The sequence below is a fragment of the Streptomyces sp. NBC_00250 genome (assembly GCF_036192275.1).
Taxonomy (GTDB): domain Bacteria; phylum Actinomycetota; class Actinomycetes; order Streptomycetales; family Streptomycetaceae; genus Streptomyces.
Window position 1 is genome coordinate 1 of sequence record NZ_CP108088.1, and the last position, 17,355, is coordinate 17,355.

The 17,355-nt window shown below is 69.1% G+C and carries 13 protein-coding genes and 1 pseudogene; 5 read left to right on the forward strand and 9 right to left on the reverse strand.

Translation table 11 applies throughout. From position 1 onward, the window contains the following. Positions 1-481: 481 nt before the first annotated feature. Positions 482-904 carry a hypothetical protein gene (locus tag OG259_RS00005; RefSeq protein ID WP_328940244.1) on the reverse strand — a complete coding sequence of 141 codons (423 nt, stop codon included), beginning with the start codon at positions 902-904 and terminating at the stop codon, positions 482-484. 394 nt (positions 905-1,298) lie between these two features. Here OG259_RS00005 and OG259_RS00010 point away from each other — a divergent pair, with 394 nt between their 5' ends. Further along, positions 1,299-1,955 carry a hypothetical protein gene (locus OG259_RS00010; protein ID WP_328940245.1) on the forward strand — a complete coding sequence of 219 codons (657 nt, stop codon included), beginning with the start codon at positions 1,299-1,301 and terminating at the stop codon, positions 1,953-1,955. A gap of 176 nt (positions 1,956-2,131) precedes the next feature. On the opposite strand, the gene OG259_RS00015 is transcribed toward OG259_RS00010, so the two are convergent. The 3 genes from OG259_RS00015 to OG259_RS00025 all read right to left on the reverse strand — a co-directional run bounded on the left by OG259_RS00015 (position 2,132) and on the right by OG259_RS00025 (position 7,313). Then, positions 2,132-2,548 carry a hypothetical protein gene (locus OG259_RS00015; protein ID WP_328940246.1) on the reverse strand — a complete coding sequence of 139 codons (417 nt, stop codon included), beginning with the start codon at positions 2,546-2,548 and terminating at the stop codon, positions 2,132-2,134. An 817-nt stretch (positions 2,549-3,365) separates the two neighbouring features. Next, positions 3,366-4,964, reverse strand: coding sequence for a ribosomal protection-like ABC-F family protein (abc-f, locus tag OG259_RS00020; protein ID WP_328940247.1), 1,599 nt, complete (start codon positions 4,962-4,964; stop codon positions 3,366-3,368). 711 nt (positions 4,965-5,675) lie between these two features. Then, positions 5,676-7,313, reverse strand: a complete 1,638-nt coding sequence (locus tag OG259_RS00025; RefSeq protein ID WP_328940248.1) for a serine/threonine-protein kinase — start codon at positions 7,311-7,313, stop codon at positions 5,676-5,678. Positions 7,314-7,799: 486 nt separating this feature from the next. Here OG259_RS00025 and OG259_RS00030 point away from each other — a divergent pair, with 486 nt between their 5' ends. Continuing rightward, positions 7,800-7,979: a hypothetical protein gene (locus OG259_RS00030; protein WP_328940249.1), complete on the forward strand. Its 180-nt coding sequence runs from the start codon at positions 7,800-7,802 to the stop codon at positions 7,977-7,979. Between the two features lie 181 nt (positions 7,980-8,160). Here the strand turns inward: OG259_RS00030 and OG259_RS00035 are convergent, their stop codons facing one another. The 4 genes and pseudogenes from OG259_RS00035 to OG259_RS00050 form a co-directional block, all read right to left on the reverse strand. Continuing rightward, positions 8,161-9,309, reverse strand: a complete 1,149-nt coding sequence (locus tag OG259_RS00035; RefSeq protein ID WP_328940250.1) for a DNA polymerase III subunit beta — start codon at positions 9,307-9,309, stop codon at positions 8,161-8,163. A 415-nt stretch (positions 9,310-9,724) separates the two neighbouring features. After that, the gene (locus OG259_RS00040) at positions 9,725-10,261 is read right to left on the reverse strand and encodes a hypothetical protein (RefSeq protein WP_328940251.1); all 537 of its coding nucleotides are present in this window, start codon (positions 10,259-10,261) and stop codon (positions 9,725-9,727) included. Positions 10,262-10,594: 333 nt separating this feature from the next. Then, a pseudogene (locus tag OG259_RS00045) lies at positions 10,595-10,801 on the reverse strand (MurR/RpiR family transcriptional regulator); the annotation flags it as partial. A 198-nt stretch (positions 10,802-10,999) separates the two neighbouring features. Then, entirely contained in the window at positions 11,000-11,608 is a 609-nt protein-coding gene (locus tag OG259_RS00050; protein WP_328940252.1) for a hypothetical protein, read from the reverse strand. 749 nt (positions 11,609-12,357) lie between these two features. Here OG259_RS00050 and OG259_RS00055 point away from each other — a divergent pair. The 3 genes from OG259_RS00055 to OG259_RS00065 all read left to right on the forward strand — a co-directional run bounded on the left by OG259_RS00055 (position 12,358) and on the right by OG259_RS00065 (position 16,429). Continuing rightward, on the forward strand, positions 12,358-13,044 hold the full coding sequence (locus tag OG259_RS00055) for an ABC transporter ATP-binding protein (protein ID WP_328940253.1): 687 nt from the start codon (positions 12,358-12,360) through the stop codon (positions 13,042-13,044). Beyond that, a complete protein-coding gene (locus OG259_RS00060; protein ID WP_328940254.1) occupies positions 13,041-15,245 on the forward strand; it encodes an ABC transporter permease in 2,205 nt (734 codons plus the stop codon). The genes OG259_RS00055 and OG259_RS00060 overlap by 4 nt, the downstream gene beginning before the upstream one ends. A 707-nt stretch (positions 15,246-15,952) precedes the next feature. Then, the gene (locus OG259_RS00065) at positions 15,953-16,429 is read left to right on the forward strand and encodes an SRPBCC family protein (protein WP_328940255.1); all 477 of its coding nucleotides are present in this window, start codon (positions 15,953-15,955) and stop codon (positions 16,427-16,429) included. 242 nt (positions 16,430-16,671) lie between these two features. Here the strand turns inward: OG259_RS00065 and OG259_RS00070 are convergent, their stop codons facing one another. Next, positions 16,672-16,968, reverse strand: coding sequence for a hypothetical protein (locus OG259_RS00070; RefSeq protein WP_328940256.1), 297 nt, complete (start codon positions 16,966-16,968; stop codon positions 16,672-16,674). Between the last annotated feature and the right edge of the window lie 387 nt (positions 16,969-17,355).

A 17,355-nucleotide genomic window follows, 5' to 3' on the forward strand; every position in this document is an offset into this window, starting at 1 on the left:
TCCCTTAGCGCTGCGCGCTAAGCAAGCGCAGCGGTTCGCTGCGCTCACCGCACCCCGCGTAGCGGGGTGGTCCCCTCCGCTGCGCTCCGGGGACTGAGGGGGGCCGGCCCGCTGCGCGGTCCGGGTTGCGGGTGGGGAAGGCTCGCTGCGCGAGCCTCAAAGAGGGGGCGTGTTTAGGGCGGGACCACATTGCTGCGCAATGTGCCAGCGAACCGCCTCGCTGCGCTGGCGGGCCCGGCTTCGCCGGGCCGGGGCCGGCCCTTCGGGCCGGACGGGTTCGGGTTTCGCTTCGCTCCACCCGAACGGCTCGCTTCGCGAGCCTGGGTGACCCCGTTTCACGGGGTCCGGGCCTATGGCCTGTTGCGCGGGTCCGCTGCGCTCCCCCGCCCTGGTCCTTCCGGCTCCGCCTCCAGGACTGAAGCCCGCTTCGCGGGCCTGGCCAGCAGCAGGGTGGGGGTGTCTGCCGTATCGCGGCTCCCGGTCAGGGTGCGAAATACCAGCAGTACAGAGGCTGACGAAAGCCCTCTGCCCTGCGGGCCAGATCCGCCAGCCCCATCAGGATCCCGGCCGCTGTCTCGGCTCGCACACCCTCATCCTTGACTGCGGCAAGCTCAGCCCATGCACCCGCAACCTCAACCAGCCGTTTATTGCTCGCCTGCACCAGAGCGGAGCACAGGCGAGAAGGGAGCTCGAACACCGTGAAGCCGTCATTCTTCATCGGCACCACATCACGCGAGTCTGTAGCCACACCCCCTACTAGCAGGACCTCCCAGTCCGCCACCGCATCGTCGGGGTAGAAATCCGCGCACGCGAACGCGGGAAACCCATGCCGGCGCTGCCGCGGCCCGACCTGAGTAGCCACCTCATCATCCGGTGCCACGAAGAACTCGATAGTGATAGGCATCACCCGATCATGCCAGTCCACCCCTCGCAGTGATGTTTCATTCTGTTCTCCAGATTGAAACTGGCCCAGGGGCATGCCGCGGTGAGGCCCACCTCGCAGAGCGGGCTCCCCAGCCAGCAGGCATGGCGCCATCGCCGTAACCGCCACCACGTACCGGGGATCGCTGAACTTGCGGTGTACTCAACCAACCTGCGCAGGCACGCCCAAAGCCAGAAACCCACAGGTCAGACCACCGGGGCATTCCAAACCTGCACAGACTCAGTGAACCACCCAGCCAAAAACCCGCTCACCCGAACTGCACAACACCAGGTCCTTGGGCTGTCCCGTAACTGGGCGGTACCCCCTTGCCGATCCCGGATCGGGCTGTGTCAGAGGCTGGTGACAGGATCGAGGGGTGCTGATCAAGGGATATGACGTAGGCCCATTGGTGCCGGGCGAGTCACTGCTGGTCCACCCGGGCTTCTGGTCGAACTACCTCTTGGCGATGTGTAGCGACGGGGGGTGTGCCGAGCGCCCGGTTCCGGAGTGGTTCGGTGAGGACGGCGCCGATGCCGACGTCCTGTCCGAGGTCCTCTTCGATCCTGAACGCTGGCCAGTGTTCAGGGTGCCGGCACATGACGGCCCCGGATGCGTGGTGATCTACCGCAACTTGGATGGCGACTACGGCACCGACTACCTCCTCACCCATCCAGGCAGAAGCTACGTCGAGCAGATCGCCAGCTGGGACGGAGACTTCTCAGGCACTGGGCTGACATGGCACGACCTCATCCGGATCGCTGACAGCCCGTCCCTTGCGGCCGAAGGCGTCCAGGACACGGCCACCCGCTTCCTGCTACTGCTACCCCTCCTCACCGACCCGGACGTGCCGGAAACCGCATCGGCAAGGCTTACCGCCGCCCTGACCGCAGTCGGCGCGCCGCAAGACACTGCCTCCATCGCGGCAGAGCACCTGCTGGCCCACCTCACGAGAAGATCCCGCCACGACCCCACGTGGGCGTCTCCGCTGAGCCGAGCTCCCGGATCAGGGCCAGATGACGTCGTGACGTCGTGACGTCAACCCACGGCCGACCATCAACTGAACGTTCATGAGAGTCCGTGTCCCGGCCGTACCGTCCCAGACGGTGCAGGCGAGTTGGGCCCGACAATGGCGGGGCCCGCCAACCCCGGAACGGGACTGGCGGGCCATCGCCGTCAGCGGCGCTCCGGGCGCCGCTGGTGCCCTGCCCGTCAGGGGCGTCCGTAGCGCTTGCAGGCGAGGGCCGTGACCGGGGGGTCGGTGCGGCCGTTGTCGAGGCAGACCCGCACGAACGCCGCTCCGCCGGGAACGTCCGCGGGGACGGTCATCGTGAATCGGGCACTGCCACCGCACACCGCGTACCTGCTCCAGTCCACCCTCAGTTGCCGACCCTGACTGTCCAGGGTGTAGACCGTGGTACCACGACAGCCCGCCGGGCTGACCGACTTGTGCGTCCCCTCCACCACAACCGAACGGTTGTACCACTTGATGGTGCCCCAGGTGTACGTCTCCCCGTAGTAGACGTCGAACTGACTGTCCGGGACGACCGCGCTGGCGGCGGGTGCGGCAGCGAGCGTGCCAGCGCTGAAGGCAAGCGTGGCGGCGGCAGCGGCAAGACGTGTACGCAAGACGGACCCCCCGTTGGCGAAAGCCCATCGACATGAAAGGCCCCCACCACTGTACGAAGGCCGGCGCCCAGCCATACAGAGAAACACCACTTCTCCGCCGGATACACCTCGAACCCGGCCCTGCTCACCACACAACGCTGGGCCCCGGCGACCAGCCCACGGCGGACCGCGGCGCTCGGTGTCGAAGCCGTAGCGGCGGGCGAAGGCCGGCCACCTCGGGTCACCGCGCTGGCCCTCGGTCGCTGGAAGCCCGTACGCGCGCATCTGCTCGTAGGTGAGCAGCACCCGGTCACCGAGCTCCAGCAGCCGGTGCGCTCCACCCAGTCCCGCTCGATGTCCTCGCCGGAGCAGTCGAAGTCGCCGACCACGAGTAGACGGGCTTTGCGTTGCTCGTGGGCGACGCAGTGGCGGACGTCGTCGGCGTACTGAAGCCGCGGACCACGAGCACCGGGCTGCCCGCGAACTCGAGCCAGCCGGTCAGCTGCTGGCGGAGGGTGTCCTTCTCGGCTGCGACGTACACGGCCTGCTTCTGGCCCGTGGTGTGGTCCAGGCGGAACCAGTCGGGCATCTCGGCGGCGAACGCGCCGGCGTCCGGCCCGGCCGGTGGGACGTGGACTTCGCGGATGGTGTCGATCAGGTCGGGGAAGCGGCCTCCCGCTGGGCCTGTGCCAGCCGCGAGGACAGCCGGCGGTACGTCGGCGGCGTGTGCGGCAGCACGCCCTCGGCTGTCGCGACCGTCTCCGACTTCAACCCGACGTCGAGGTTCAGCAGGTGTCCAGCGTGTAGAGGCTGTCGCGCGGCGGCGGGCATCGCGGTATTACTGGATCCGGCCTGCCTGCAGGCGCAGTTCTTCCCCGCCGAATCCGGCGCGGAAGCCGGGGTCGTGCGAGACCGCGACGACGGTACCCGGGTAGTGGGCCAGGGCCTGCTCCAGTTCCTCGACCAGGGACAGCGCCACGTGGTTGGTCGGCTCGTCCAGGACCAGAAGGTCCACCGGGCGTGTCACCAGCCGGGCCAGTGCCAGGCGCCGTTGCTGCCCCACGGAGAGCGCGACCACGGGCAGTGCCAGGTCTTCCTCGTGGAAGAGACCGAGGGCCAGCAGCTCCTCGGCGTACTCCTCGGCCGGGCCGGGCCGGCCGGCCGCGAAGGCATCGAGCAGGGGGCGCCGGCTGGGCGCGGCGGGCAGCTCCTGCGGCAGGTAGCCGATGCGGGCCGGGAGCCTCGCGCTGCCGGTGCCGGGCTCCAGGTCACCGGCCAGTACGCGCAGCAGGGTGGTCTTGCCCGCCCCGTTGGGGCCGGTGACCAGTAGTCGCCCGCCCGGAGCGACGGCCAGGTCCTCGATATGAAGTCGGCCTCCGACGGTGACACCGGCCAGCAGAGCGGGCTCGGCCTGGGGGCCTGCGGTCTTCAGGGCCGCGGTGAAGCGCAGCGGCTTCGGCGGGGCGGGTACGGGCGACTGCTGAAGCTTCCACAGCTGCTGACGGGCCGCGCGCACCTGACCGCCGAGCTTGGCCTCGTGGGAACGGCGGTGCTTGCCGAAGCCCTCCCGCGGGTCCTTGCCGCTCACGGCCAGCCGCTCGCCCGTGGAAGCGACGAGCTTCTCCGTCTGAGCCAGCTCGGTCAGCCACTCCTGGTGGCGCTGCTCCCAGCGCGCCCGGGCGGCGGCCTTGGCGGTGCGGTAGCCGGACCAGCCGTCGCCGTACCGGGTGATCGAGCGGGTGTCGCGGTCGACCTCCAGGATCACGTTGGTCACCCGCTCGAGGAAGTCGCGGTCGTGAGTGACTGCGACGAGGGTGCCGCGGTGGGCGCGCAGCTGCCCGGCCAGCCAGTCGACGGCGTCGCGGTCGAGGTGGTTGGTCGGCTCGTCCAGCAGCAGCAGCTCAGGTTGCGCGGCCAGCACGCAGGCCAGCGCGAGGCGGGAACGTTCCCCGCCCGACAGGGTGCCGAGCACCCGGTCGGTGGTGAGGTGCCTCAGGTCCAGCCCGTACATCGCGGCCGTCACGCGCGCGTCGGCCTCGTAGCCGCCGCGTTCCTCGAACGCGGTGAGCAGCTCCCCATACGCGTCGAGGGCTGCCGCGTCGGTCAGATTCGCTTCGGCCTCCCGCAGGAGCCGCTCCAGTTCGCGCAGGTCGGCGAGCGCCTCGTCGATGGCGTCCTGGACGGTGAGGGCGGGGTCGAGGTCGAGGGTCTGGGCTAGGTGGCCGGTGCCGCCGGGGAAGGCGACGGTGAGCTCGCCGGTGTCGGGCTGCTGCAGGCCGGCGAGCAGGCGCAGGAAGGTGGACTTGCCGGAGCCGTTCTCGCCGATCACCCCCGCCCGTTCGCCGGGGCGGATTGTGAGGGTGACCTGGTCCAGGACGGAGCGGTCACCGAAGGCCTTGGAGACGTCTTTCATCGCCAGCTGGGCGCGTGCGTGCATGATTCGTTTCCCTGGGTTGGTTCGAACTGGGGAGCGGAAGGAACGCCGGGCCGCCGCAGCTCATCGGAGTGCGGTCTGCTCGGGCGTGGCGCCCTGAATCAGCGGAAGTCGTAGTGCGAACCCATACCTCCGACCATAACAAGACGAACCGTCTCGTGCCACCTGGATGCGGACCGGGAGCTGCCGGGACAAGTGGTGGCCAGGCCGGTCAGGCCTGAGGACCAGCGACACCCGGAGCCGGAGCGGCTGCGCCGGCCGCCCCACGACAACCATCGGCCAGCCGGGCCCGGTCTACTTCGTGCTGCACGGCGTCGGCGGCGAGCCACGGGCGCGCGAACTGGCAGCCGCGCTGCACGCCGCCCTCTGCGGCGACCTCGGCCCCCTGACCCGCGCAGTTCCTCCACTGTGAGGCCGCATGACCGCCGGCTTCGACCGGAAGGGCGTGGGACGGGGACGGTCTTGCCCGCCCGGCCGCCAGTACACGGCGACAAACCCGTTCGGGCCGACTCGATCAGCGTGGCGTTGCGGCCCGGTAGGTCGCGAGCCGCAGGTATGTCCGGTCGACGTGGGATAGCCGCCTGTACTTCCCGCGCCGCGCTGCGACTCGTATGCAGCGCCTCGGGTCGTCGCGGTGGTAGCGGCGGGCGGCTGGGACCTGCGGGGTACTGCAGCTCCGATCTGACCCACCTTGGCGAGGGACGGATCCGGGCGTCAGGGACTGCCTGCTGCCCGCCCTGCGAGGTATCCGTGCGTGCGTCGGAGCGCGTCAGCCATCAGGCCGTTTGCGAGAAGTAGCATCCACCCTCCAGGCAGGAGCACGGTGCGAATCGTGTATCCCGGGTTGGCGTCATCCGAGGGCTCAAGGCCAAACGTCATCGCGAGCACCCACAGACCAAGAAGCGTCACGATGATGATCCAGCCGGTACAGATCACGCCTGCCGCCAGGCCGAACTTCTTCAGGTCTTGGCTGCCGGCCAGCCTCAGCAGGAACAGGAGTGCCAGGGCGAGGCCGGCCGCTGTACCGATGATCCCGGTGGGTATCGCCTGCCAGCTCGTCTCCACTCCGGGGATGCCGCTGGGAATCGCTTCCCAAGGGTGCTGCCAGTTGAAGCGCTCGACTACGTGTGCCACTTGAGTGCCGGAGGGCTCCTTCTTCCATGTCTCCGAAAAGAGCGGCCTGAAGCTCGCGTAGACGAGCGCTCCCGCTGCCACGAGGATCTCTGCCACATGGGTGCCGATCACTTCACCCACCGATGGGGGCCCGATCGGGTTCGGCACCTGCTGCGGCAGTATCTGCGTACCCGGCAACGCGGCGGGAGCCGATGAGGTGTCAGGCCCGGCCTCCGTCGTCCCACCGCCTTCATCGCCACCCGTCATGTACGGGGAATCGGGCTGATTACGAAAGGCGGCGTCTGGCGCTTCCGAGCCGTCGACAGCGAGGGCGCGCAAAGCGCTGGTGCGCGCCTGGATAGCCGCGCGGGCACCGGTGATCCCCATCCAGGCGCCCGGGCCGAGTGCGTTACCCAGCTCTTCCTCGCACCACTCCCGCACACGTAACGGTGTCGGGCGTTGGCCGGGGTCCTTGTGTAGGCAGGCGGCGATCAGTTGGCGCAGAGGTGGAGTGAAGAGGGACACGTCCGGGTCGTCGGCGACGACGCGGTGGGCAACGGCCCACTCGTTCTCCGCGGCGAACGCCTCACGGCCGGCGGCGAGGAAGTACAGGGTGGAACCGAGCGCGAAGATGTCGGAGGCCGCGCCGACGGCGCGGCCCGAAGCCTGCTCGGGCGACATGTACAGCGGGGTGCCGATCCGGGTGGAATGGCTCCGGTAGGTCACCGACTGGGTCAGAGATTTGACGATGCCGAAGTCGATGACCTTCGGACCGCTCTCGTCCAGCATGATGTTCCCGGGCTTGAGGTCCCGGTGCACCACGTTCGCGGCGTGGATGTCGGCGAGGGCGTGGGCGATGCCCCAGGCCAGCAGCATCACCTGCTCGGTCGGCAGCGGACCGTGATCGGCCACCAGGTCCCGCAGGGAGGGCCCGGCCACGTACGTCGTGGCCAGCCATGGCCGCTCGGCCTGGGGGTCGGCGTCCAGCAACGGCGCGAGGTGGGCACCGCGCACCTTCTGTGCGGCGCCCACCTCGCGCGCGAATCGCTGTCCGAACTCCGCGTCTCCGGCGAACTCGTGACGGATCACCTTCAAAGCCGTTGGCTGCCCACCGGGGGAAAGAGCGAGAAACACCTGCCCCATACCGCCCTCGCCCAGCCGCGCCACCAGCTGAAAGCCCCCAAGACTGTCCGGATCGTCCGACTGCAATGTAGGAAATTGAAACGCTGCCCTCGTCACGAAGCACTCCCCCTCGTCTCCCCACGCGGGGATACCTCACGGCTCGACCGCCCGCCCGTTCGCCCCACGAGCGTAGAACCCTGCCTGCCGTTCCACCAGAACAGCCGAAGGCCCGAGTTGCCTCGCTCATTGGCACAAGGCAAGCAGCTGGCACAGAGCGCCTCAGCTCCGTGCCAGCAGGCCCCGGCAAGATCACCAACAGCATCCGGAATGTGTGCCAGAACCTAGGTTCGAGAGCACTTGTCGATGAGTGACGGGTTCTGGCACAGATCTTTGGGAGCCGTCGCGGAGCGTTACCTCGATGTTCGATTGCGAGGGACTGGCTCGTGCGAGACGGCGTACGCCTTGGTGTCTGACAGCCGGAAATGACGCTCCCTCAGGTGCACCGCTCCCAGGGGCAGCGCCCCGTTCGCCTATGAGACCGCAGTCGGTCTCAGTGGCCCTGACACTTCAACCGCCGTGGCGGCGCGGAAGGCTGCCCGGGCGATGGCCCGCGCTGCCGCAGTGCGATTCTGCGGCGACGAGGAGTGGATGGAGGCAGCCGGGATCATGGTCGAGGTGATCTGGCACGCGGGCGAGGCCGCCGGGCTGTCGCCCTTGGAGGGGCGCCCCAACTGCCAGGACCACCTTCTGGAGTCCATGGACGGGGAGATCCCCCAAGACTAGGAGCCGGCGGGCGAAGGCTGACAGGGCCGCCGCCCGAGGCGGTGGCGGCCCTGCGCTGCCCTGACATCACTGCGAACGCGAGGCGGCTGTCACCGCGCGTCGTGCCGTTGCCGAGGCCGACAAGTCGTCGGCGGGTGTGGGGGCGGGACGGCTGGTCCCGCCCCCGCGGGCTGCTGCTCGTTCATGCCAGGCGGACGTGCATCAACAGGTGCTTGTAGCCCTGCCCAGCCATCTCGGGCCCCTCGGTGAAGAGTCCGGGCTTGCTGAGCCGTCCGTCCTTCATCTCACCCAGGTGCAGTGTGATGGTGTCGGTGGTGAACGTGCCGAGCGTGTCCAGGAGGAAGGCTGGGTTGAAGGCGGCGATGCCTCCGCGCAGGCCTTCGCCGGTGCCGTGGGTGACGGTCGTCGGGATGGGCATGCCCTTGGTGCGGGCCGCTTCTTCGGTCGTGTCCATGCGCGGGGCGAGTGTGAGGTTGCCGTCGGCGTCCCAGGCGAACATCACGGGGACGGACTTGAGACCCTTGGCGGTCAGGATGGCCTGGCACTTCTTCACTGCTCGTTCGGTCGTGGCGCGGTCGAGCTGGACCGACGTCTCGCACGTCTTGGGGAAGAGCGACTGGTACCTGGGGAGGCCGCCGACCAGCGAGCGCATGGTGACGGTGACGGAGCCCAGCGACAGCGTGGCGCGCGGAGTGGACCGGTCGGTCCCGGGCTGTCCTTCGGCTTGGCCGGCTTCGAGGATGCCGATGCCCACGGCTCCATCGTGGGTCTTCAGCCGCTTGGCCAGGGCGGAGAGGGTGGCGGCCGGGATGAGCGCGTTCAGCGGCTCCTGTGACGGCTGCACGGCGACGGTGACGGGGACGGGGACGGGGACTTCCGCGACGGCGAAGCGGTAGCGGTCCGTGGCCGCCATGGTGAGCGTCTCGCCGTCCAGCGTGATCTGGATACCGGTGAGCACGGGCAGCGTGTCGTCGCGCCCCGCCGCGGGCAGTACGCGGTTGAGCTGTCGGAGGAAGGCCTGCGCGTCCATGGTGGCCATGGCGGGCACGGCGCCCAGCGGCTGCGTGTACTCGTGGATGTCGTGCGTGGTGACGGGCACTGTGAGCTGCTCGGTGGCCAGCAGGTCTCCGGCGAGCGACACGCAGGTCCCGGTCGCGTCGGCTTTGGTCTCACCGGCGACCATGGCCGCGAGCGTCTTCTTCAGCTCGGGGAAGTCGACGAGCGAGGAGCCCTTCGCGAGCGGCGTCGTGGCCGGGACCGTGACCGAGACGGCGGTCTCGAAGTCGTAGGCGCTGAAGGTGATCCGGTTCCGGCCGGTCTCGATCAGCACACCGCGCTGCGCGGGCGGCTGTGCCTTCGGGGCAATTCCGAATTCAGCGAAATTCAGGGCTTCGATGATATCCGCGTGACTTCCGGCGAAGTGGGCGGTCGGCTTTACGGGCTGCTTTTCCTCCATCTTCGTGGTGTCGGAGGTAGCGACCTGCGTGGTGGGAGTGGTCATAGCAGGCCGAACGCTCGCGCGCTCTGAACTCTGCGCAGATCCACTGAGCTGCCGAGCTGCCGCCCCTCCTGCTGCTGTTCATGGCGAAGTCGCGGCACAAGTCCGTCACGCCGCCCGGAAGTACTTCACGCCCGGTGCGGCCGCGCTCGCCGAGGTCACCAGCCTGCTCGCCCCCGGCGATCGCTGAGTACCTGATTCCTTTCACCCGGCTCGGTGACGAGCCGGGTGAAACCACACTGAAGCACTACGAGAAGGGAGTGGCGTGCTCCCGCAGGAAGGCCCCGGCATGAGCGGCGGCCTCTTCCTTCGTCGCGTACCAGGTGCCGGCCTCAGCGGCACCGCGCGTTTCGTCCGCGCCTACGCTCTCCCAGGCCCAGCCGCCGGACGACGGGTCCTGCACCAGTTCGGCGGTGCCACCGAAAAGTTCGAGCACCCCGCCCGTCTGCGCCGCCCTGGCCGCGGGGCGGGGAACCGCGTCGGGCCACTTCTTGCGCGCACCCTGACGGGTCATGCCCCAGACCGCCCCCATCTGCTCATAGCTCGCGCCGTAGGAGCCGGCTGTCGCCGCTGCGGTCGCCGTCAGCTGCTTGACCTCCGTATCCACCACCTTCCAGGCAGCCAGGACGGACAGAGTCACATCAACCGGGTCCGCTTCCCACATGCGGGCCGTGGACAACCCTGACTGGCGGGAGCGAATGGCCGCCGCAATCGGGGTGAGGGCATCGGTCAGGGCCTTACCCAGCTCAGCCCGCTCTTCGGGGGTACCTTCAATCGACGTCATACGACAACTATAGTTAACAATGGCTGTCACGACAACTATAGTTCCGGTGCACTGGGTGGCATCCGACCCAGCCCGACAAAGCGGCCACCAGACCCATCTGGCAGACCGTGGCAACGCATACACAGGCAAGCCTCCGCAGGACCTCTGCCTGAACCCTCAAATCCAGTTCGCGTGAGAGGAACAGGGGAGGGTCGTCACCCACTCCCCTGACCTGGCCGTTGCCTTGGCCGACGGCGCGATACACCTCGTGGACTGCCCCGGGCGCAGTGGGCCGTCCGGGCGGCTCGTAGGCCGGGCGCGGGTAGTTGCAGCGTGTGTACGGGAAGCCGGCTTCGCCGGGTACCCGGCGAAGCCGGGGGCGACGGCGAAGCGGGTGACGGACGGCTGGCTGACCCCGGCGAGCTCGGCGAGCTCGACGCTGGACAGGAACGGCACGTCACCGGAGCGCCGCACCATGCAGTGCGCGATCCGCCGCTGCGTCGGTGTCAGCCGGCGCCCCTCGAAGAGCGCCTGCAGCCGGCCTGCCGGGCTGTCACTCATGCCGCCCCTTTCACCTATTCGCCCATCAAGCTCTTACATAAGGACATGCACATCGGGTCGGGTGCGGCACCCCTCGAACGCTCCCGATCGCAGGCGGACGCACGAGACCGGGCCCGCGCCGAAGCGTGGACCCGGTACCGTCGGGCGAATTGAGGCGTCACACCGGGAATTCCCCGGAATGCCGCCGCCTTTCTCCGGTCAGTTACAGGAAGGACGGAACGTGCGGTTGACCAGGTAGGTGCTGGCGCCGCTGCTGGTCTTCATGAGCGCAGTGGTCTGGGCGCACCAGCCGTCCGTCACGCGGACGGGGCCCGCGTACTGGCTGAAGAGGCCCTCGTCCACGTCGCAGGTGGCGCCGACGGTGTTCGGGCAGATCTTGAGCTTCATCCACTTGGCGCTGGCCGTGTTGTTGTCGAACATCGCGCAGGCGTTCCAGGGAGCGACGTTCTTCCGGTACATGAAGACCGTCCCCAGCCGCTGTTCAGGGGTCGGCACCTGTTCCGCGTGAATCAGGTAGTAGCCGGTGCCACACAGGTTCGCCGTGGCCGTGACGGCCGCCGGAGAGGCCTGGGCGATCTCGCGCGTGGCGCTGTCGGCCGTGGCGGAGACGGCCACGCCGCCGACCGTGGCGAGCGGGCCGGTGCCGATCTGCCGCGCGTCCTTCGCCGCGGGGGCCGCGACGACGGAACGCCCGGTCGACTCCTGCCCGACGGCCGGGCCCGCGATTCCGGCCGTCAGAAGGCCGACCGCCGCGGCACCGACGGCCACCCGGGCGCCGTAGGAACGAATCACGTTCTTGAACTGCATGTGTTTCTCCAAGGTCGGAACTGGCTCACGTCGAAAAGCACGGGGCCCTCAGAGCCCCGCGTCGACCGCACGACACAGGGGGATGGCAATCGGACGCCGATCAGAATTCCTCCATCGAGTCACCTCGGCCCCCCCGAGGAACAGTCGACAACAGCAGCGGAATGGGCACGCCTTCCCGCTTCAAGTCCTTGCGGGAGAAGAGACTGGGCACATCCCGAGGGATAGTCAAGCGAGAATTACGCGAGGCCACTTGAGGTGTGTGATCCATCCCACGCCCATTCACCCCGCCTCCGGACGATCTCGCCGCCCCGCAACACCCCTGAAACATGAGGCAGGCGGCCTAAACCCCCTCTCGATCACCTCCGCCACCATCCCCCTCTCCATTGATCACGTTCGTGACAATCCAAAGAAAACGGACCTGACAAGGTCTGATCAATTCGCCTCGACGACTCCGTGACCGCCACGTAGCTTCTGTCGCGTCCGGTGCGGAACCGTCCGCCGGACAACGGGGCTTTGGGGCGCCCTGGACCAGGGGCCGTCGGGACCCGGACTCTCGCGGAGGCTCACCTCCGTCTCCTGCGCCGACGGACACCGCTGTTCGGTCGGAGCACGCGGTCCGCTTCCGGATGCGCTGTCGGCACTCGCCACGGCCTCCCTGGACGGCAACTGCTGCCGGGCGCGGTTTGCGCGCCACCCCGTCTCGCACAGGAATGAGTCAATACGGCAAGGCTTGTGGGAAGCAGGACGCTGTGGTTGAGACGGTGCTGTCCATCAGGGGGCTGTCGTACGAGGTCCCCGGGCGGTCCTTGTTCGTTTCGCTGGACCTCGAAGTCGCGGTCGGGGAGTCCGTCGCCGTAATGGGGCCTAGCGGTTCGGGCAAGTCCACGTTGCTGTCCTGCGCTCTGGGGCTGGTCCAGCCTTCCGGCGGGGCGGTCGAAGTGGGCGGGGTGGACATGGCCGGTCTGCGGGGCGCGGCCCTGGCCCGGCACCGTGCCGAACACATCGGTATGATCTTCCAGTTTGGCGAACTCCTGCCGGAGCTCTCTCCCACGGACAACGTCGCCCTCGCGGCGCTGCTGGCGGGGATGGGGCGCAAGGACGCGTACGGACGGGCGGAGGAGCTGCTGGCGCAGCTGGGAGTGCCGCTCGCGGAGTCCAGCGAGGAGCTGTCCGGCGGTGAGCGGCAGCGGGCCGCGGTGGCACGTGCGGTGATCAACTCGCCGACGCTGCTTCTCGGGGACGAGCCGACCGGTGCTCTTGACGAGGCGGCCAGGGAGAAGGTGGCTGACACCTTGTTCGACATGCCGCGGCGGTACGGCTGCGGCCTGCTCCTGGTGACCCACGATCCGGCGGTGGCGCGTCGCGCCGACCGCGTCATGGTCCTGACCGGAGGAGTTCTGGCCCCAGCCCCCGAAGGGCAGGCGACGGGCCGATGACACAGCACAGCCTGACCCGACAGCTGATCGCCGTCGGTGCGGCGGCGGGCCGCCGTACCGAAGGGGGACGCGTACGATTCGTCGCCCTGCTCCTGGCCACGTCGATGCTGGCCCTGGCGGTGGCGTCGGTGCTCGCCACGCATGCCACCTACAGAGGGCAAGCGTCGCGCGGAGAGACGCGTACTCCGGTATTTCAGGAGGACGTGCCGGGCAGTACAGCCCTTGCCGCCTGGAGCGTCGCCGGCGACTCGGTACCCGGCGGCGCCCCCTACCCGGTCGTCTTCCTCACCCGGCTGTCCGAGGACGCTCCGCTGCCCCCCGGGGTGTCCAGCTGGCCCGAGCCCGGCGAGGCCGTGCTCTCGCCGGCGCTGAGGGATCACCCTGGGGCCGAGGACATCACGACCCGGTACGGCCGCATGGTGGGCACGATCGGCAACCAGGGGCTGCAGTCGCCCGACGAGCTCTTCGCCTACGTCGTGCCGCTCAGTCCGGCTCAGGGAGGGACCGTCCGGCCGATCACAGGCTACGGACCGGCTGCCGGCCCCACGTTCTACACAGTGGGACAGTCGGACAACGCGAAACCCGAGTGGACGTTCCTGGTCCTGACCGGGTTGCTCCTCGTCCTGCCGGCCACGGTACTGCTCACGGTGGCGGCGCGGACCGGCTCTCACGCCCGGGACCGGCGTACCGCTCTGGTCGCGGTGCTCGGTGCCACACCACGACGCCGAGCCGTGATTGTCCTGGGTGAAGCCCTCGGGCCCACCACGGCGGGAACCCTGCTCACGCTGGTCGCGGTCGCCGTCGCATCGGCCGTCGACATCCGCTTGCCCTGGGCCGGACACGTCTTGGTCGCTTCCGACCTGCGCGGCTGGTGGTGGGCGTTCCTGCCGGCGGTCCTCGCGACTGCGGCGCTGGTACTGGCGACCGTGGTGTTGTCGGACGCGACCGGGCGAAAGCGCGCGACCGGCAACCGGATCAGAGGGGCACGCCGGTCTCCTGCGAAGTGGGCCGTGGCATGCCCGATTCTCCTCCTGATCGCCGTCCGTGGACCGGACCTCTTCACTCCGGGCACTACCGCCCACGTCATGACCAATTGGGTCGGCGCGGCCGGCACCCTGGCCACGCTCCCCGCCGCCATCGCCGTCGCCACCGGTGCACTGGGAAAGCAACTGGCCGGACTGGGACGCCGCTTCGGCCGACCGGGACTTCTCATCGCTGGCCGCCGCGCGGCGACCCACCCCGGCCCCCTGGCCCGTATGACCGCCGGAGTGGTGGTCGCCATCGGGCTGCTCCTCCAGGTGGCTGCCTGGCAGGGCCATAACGGCGCGGTCGCCATCGCCGCGCAGGCGACGGCCGACCGCATCGGGTCCTCGGCCCTCGTCATTGAGCCGCGAGCCGCCACGACCCGCCAGGTGACGGCGTTCTTCCGCTCGCTCCCCGCCAATACGGCGGTTCTTTCGCTGACCGCCAACCCTGAGGTGAACCGACTGACGATCAGGGGGCAGTGCCCCGCGCTCCAGAGCCTCAAGCTGGCATGCTCACCCAAGCGGTCGACCCTGTCGGGGCCGCCCGCGGATCCGCGCCTGCGTGAACTCTTCGGCTGGAACAACGGGAGCCGGCATGTGGTGCGCGTCGAACAGACCGACCCGGTGACATCGCTGAACGATGGGAGAGGAATCACCCAGACCGTTCTCGTGTCCCGCAGCTCGGAAGATCTCTCAGTACCGCAGATCAAGCACCAGGCGTACCGGACGTTCCCCATGGGGGCCGAAGTCGACACGATCGGCGGCGAATGGCTCACCGGTGCCAAAGTGAACCAACTCCAGGGAAACTGGCTCACTCTCTTCGGCCTCGCCGGTATCGCCATGCTGGCGGCGGCTTCAGGCTTCGCCGGCTTGGCGGAGTTCCTCCGCAACGGCCGCGCACTCGCACCCGTGACGACCCTGACTGGCAGCCCGCGCGTCTACTGGTTCACAGCCGCCCACAGCGTTCTCGTACCCCTGGCCCTGGCTGGCGTCGTGGGCTCCGTCATCGGCGCGTGGCTTGCATACCCCACCACCGAATCCGGTGCTTCGTACATCTCGGGGGATCTCCTCTTTGTGTGCATTGCGGCGTCCGTTCTCATCGGTGCCGCAGGCTGGGTGTGGGGTGCGCTGGTATCCATCCGCCAGGCGTCTACCTGGCGCCCACGCGGCGAGTAGCCCCGACCAGGGGCACCTGAACCTGAGGGATCCAAGCAATGGAAAGCCCCAGGTCGCTGACCTGGGGCTTTTGCATTGGAGCGGATGGCGGGAATCGAACCCGCGCTCGCCCATCTCGATCACCCGGTGCCTGACCGGAAGTCGACAGGGCTTTCGCCCTGATGTGTCTGTCGGATCGGGCCTGAAACTGCCCTCGATGAAGATCAGCAGTTCTGCGGCGAAGCCCGGCGGCATCCGAAGCGGAACGCCCGATCCGCCGCCGCGTGACAGGCCTGCCCACCTTCGTCGTCACCCGCGGCGGCGAGTACTTCTTCATGCCGAGCCTGACGGCCCTGGGCCGGCTGAGCCGGATGCCGCACTGACCGCAGACGCCCTCAGCCCACGGCGGACGGAACGACGCATATGAAAGACAAGGCCTCAAGCCCTACCTGCGCCCCTTTCGGATCCGGGCGAACCCCGCATCATCCAGGCCCTCATCTGTCTGTCCCTCCTCCTGTCGGACCGCACCGCCACAGTTGTTCACTCCTGTCCTGTCGCAAGGGCCCGACCGTCCCGCGACCCGACCCGACCTCACCGGCACCAGAGCCACCCCGGTGAGGCGGATCCGCTGCGGGTGCGTGCTGCGCACCTCGCGGCTACGGTCGATGAGCACGCCGAGCAACCGGTGAGGCGTGTCGTGCCTGCCCTGGAGAAGGAGCGTGGTCGGTGTGGCCCGGAACCGCCGTCTGGTCCTCAGCTCGCCGTCCGAGGTCTGGAGCCTGCTGGCCGACGGCCACCGCTACGGGGAATGGGTGACCGGCACCCAACAGGTCCTCGAGGCCGATCTGCACTGGCCGGACGTGGGCGCCCGGCTGCGGGTCCGGGTCGGCCTCGGCCCTCTGACCCTCGACGACAGCTGCGTCGTCCGTATCTGCGAACCGCAGCGCCGTCTGGAGCTGGAGGCGAAGGCGGATCCCTTCGGCGCGGCCCGCATCGCCATGAACCTGATCCCCTGGGGCGAGAACACGCTCTTCGTCCTGGACTGGCACGCCCTGCGGGGCCCCGGCACCCGGATGCACGGACTCCCCATGGACTATGCCGTCCGGATCCGAAACGGCATGATGCTGACGAAACTGGCCCGGATCGCGGTGCGCGAGCACGGCGGAGGCGACGTCGGAGCCCCGCAGCACACGGGGAGCGGCTGAGTGGACGCCGCGGGCGGCGGCACGGGCACGGGGCGCTCCGAGCACCGGCTCTACGCCGTCCTCGTCCCACACGGGCGCTACTGCCTGGTCCGGGTGCACGCGCAGCCCACGGGTCTTCAACCGGATGTCGACCACCGATCCGATCGCCACGCCGTCCGGCCGGGCGAAGTCGGCACTGTCCACACCCGATCGGTGTAAAGCTTCGTGGTCAGCCGCACCCCGCAGCCTCCGAGTAGCAGCCCTCACCAGAACGCGTAGTGCTCGTGCCGCCGGCGGAAGGCATCCCGCTCGATCGCTTCCAGCGGGAGCATCAGCGGCTCCTCGGAGTCCGCGCTGCCCAGTACCGCCGTCTGAATCTGCCGCCTGTCACCCCGTACGAACCCCCACCTTTCGTCCCAACTCAGCGTGCCACCGCACCCGCAGACTCCGCAGCCGATCACCGTGGACCGCTCCCGCGCGCGGGGCCGCACCGGGCTGGTCCACGGTGCTACTCCGAGGTTCTCGGGTCGTTCCTTGTGCGCGTGGTCCGCACTCTTCATGACGTGCTGCCAGCCGGGTACCGGCCGCGGCGTCCGCGAGCTCGCACGCCCCCTCCGCCACCTGGTCGGCCTGCTTCTCGATGCCAGGCCCCGCCGTCTCCACCAGTCCCATGCCGGTCACAACGCCGCGCGGCCGCGGGGACACTGTCGGCCGGCGCCCCGGGGCATCACCGCTCTTCCCGGTCTGCGAGGCCGACGCGGCCTCCGACCACGTCCAGGAGCCGGCCGAGGCGTCCAGCACGGGCGGGAACTCCTTCGCCGGGGCCTGGGAGAGTGACAGGTCGCCCAGCAGTCCCTCCATCGGCTGCCGCCCGCGTTGAAGTAGGCGGTGCCGTACGTCACCTTCGAAGCCTGCGGGACGACCAACTGGTCGCCTCTGGCAATCAT

Excerpts from the sequence above, each read along its gene's own strand:
- OG259_RS00070 (WP_328940256.1), bottom strand. The coding sequence starts at position 16,968 with ATGAAGAGTGCGGACCACGCGCACAAGGAACGACCCGAGAACCTCGGA.
- OG259_RS00060 (WP_328940254.1), top strand. The coding sequence starts at position 13,041 with ATGACACAGCACAGCCTGACCCGACAGCTGATCGCCGTCGGTGCGGCG.
- OG259_RS00050 (WP_328940252.1), bottom strand. The coding sequence starts at position 11,608 with ATGCAGTTCAAGAACGTGATTCGTTCCTACGGCGCCCGGGTGGCCGTC.
- OG259_RS00040 (WP_328940251.1), bottom strand. The coding sequence starts at position 10,261 with ATGACGTCGATTGAAGGTACCCCCGAAGAGCGGGCTGAGCTGGGTAAG.
- OG259_RS00030 (WP_328940249.1), top strand. The coding sequence starts at position 7,800 with ATGGCCCGCGCTGCCGCAGTGCGATTCTGCGGCGACGAGGAGTGGATG.
- OG259_RS00005 (WP_328940244.1), bottom strand. The coding sequence starts at position 904 with ATGCCTATCACTATCGAGTTCTTCGTGGCACCGGATGATGAGGTGGCT.
- abc-f (WP_328940247.1), bottom strand. The coding sequence starts at position 4,964 with ATGCACGCACGCGCCCAGCTGGCGATGAAAGACGTCTCCAAGGCCTTC.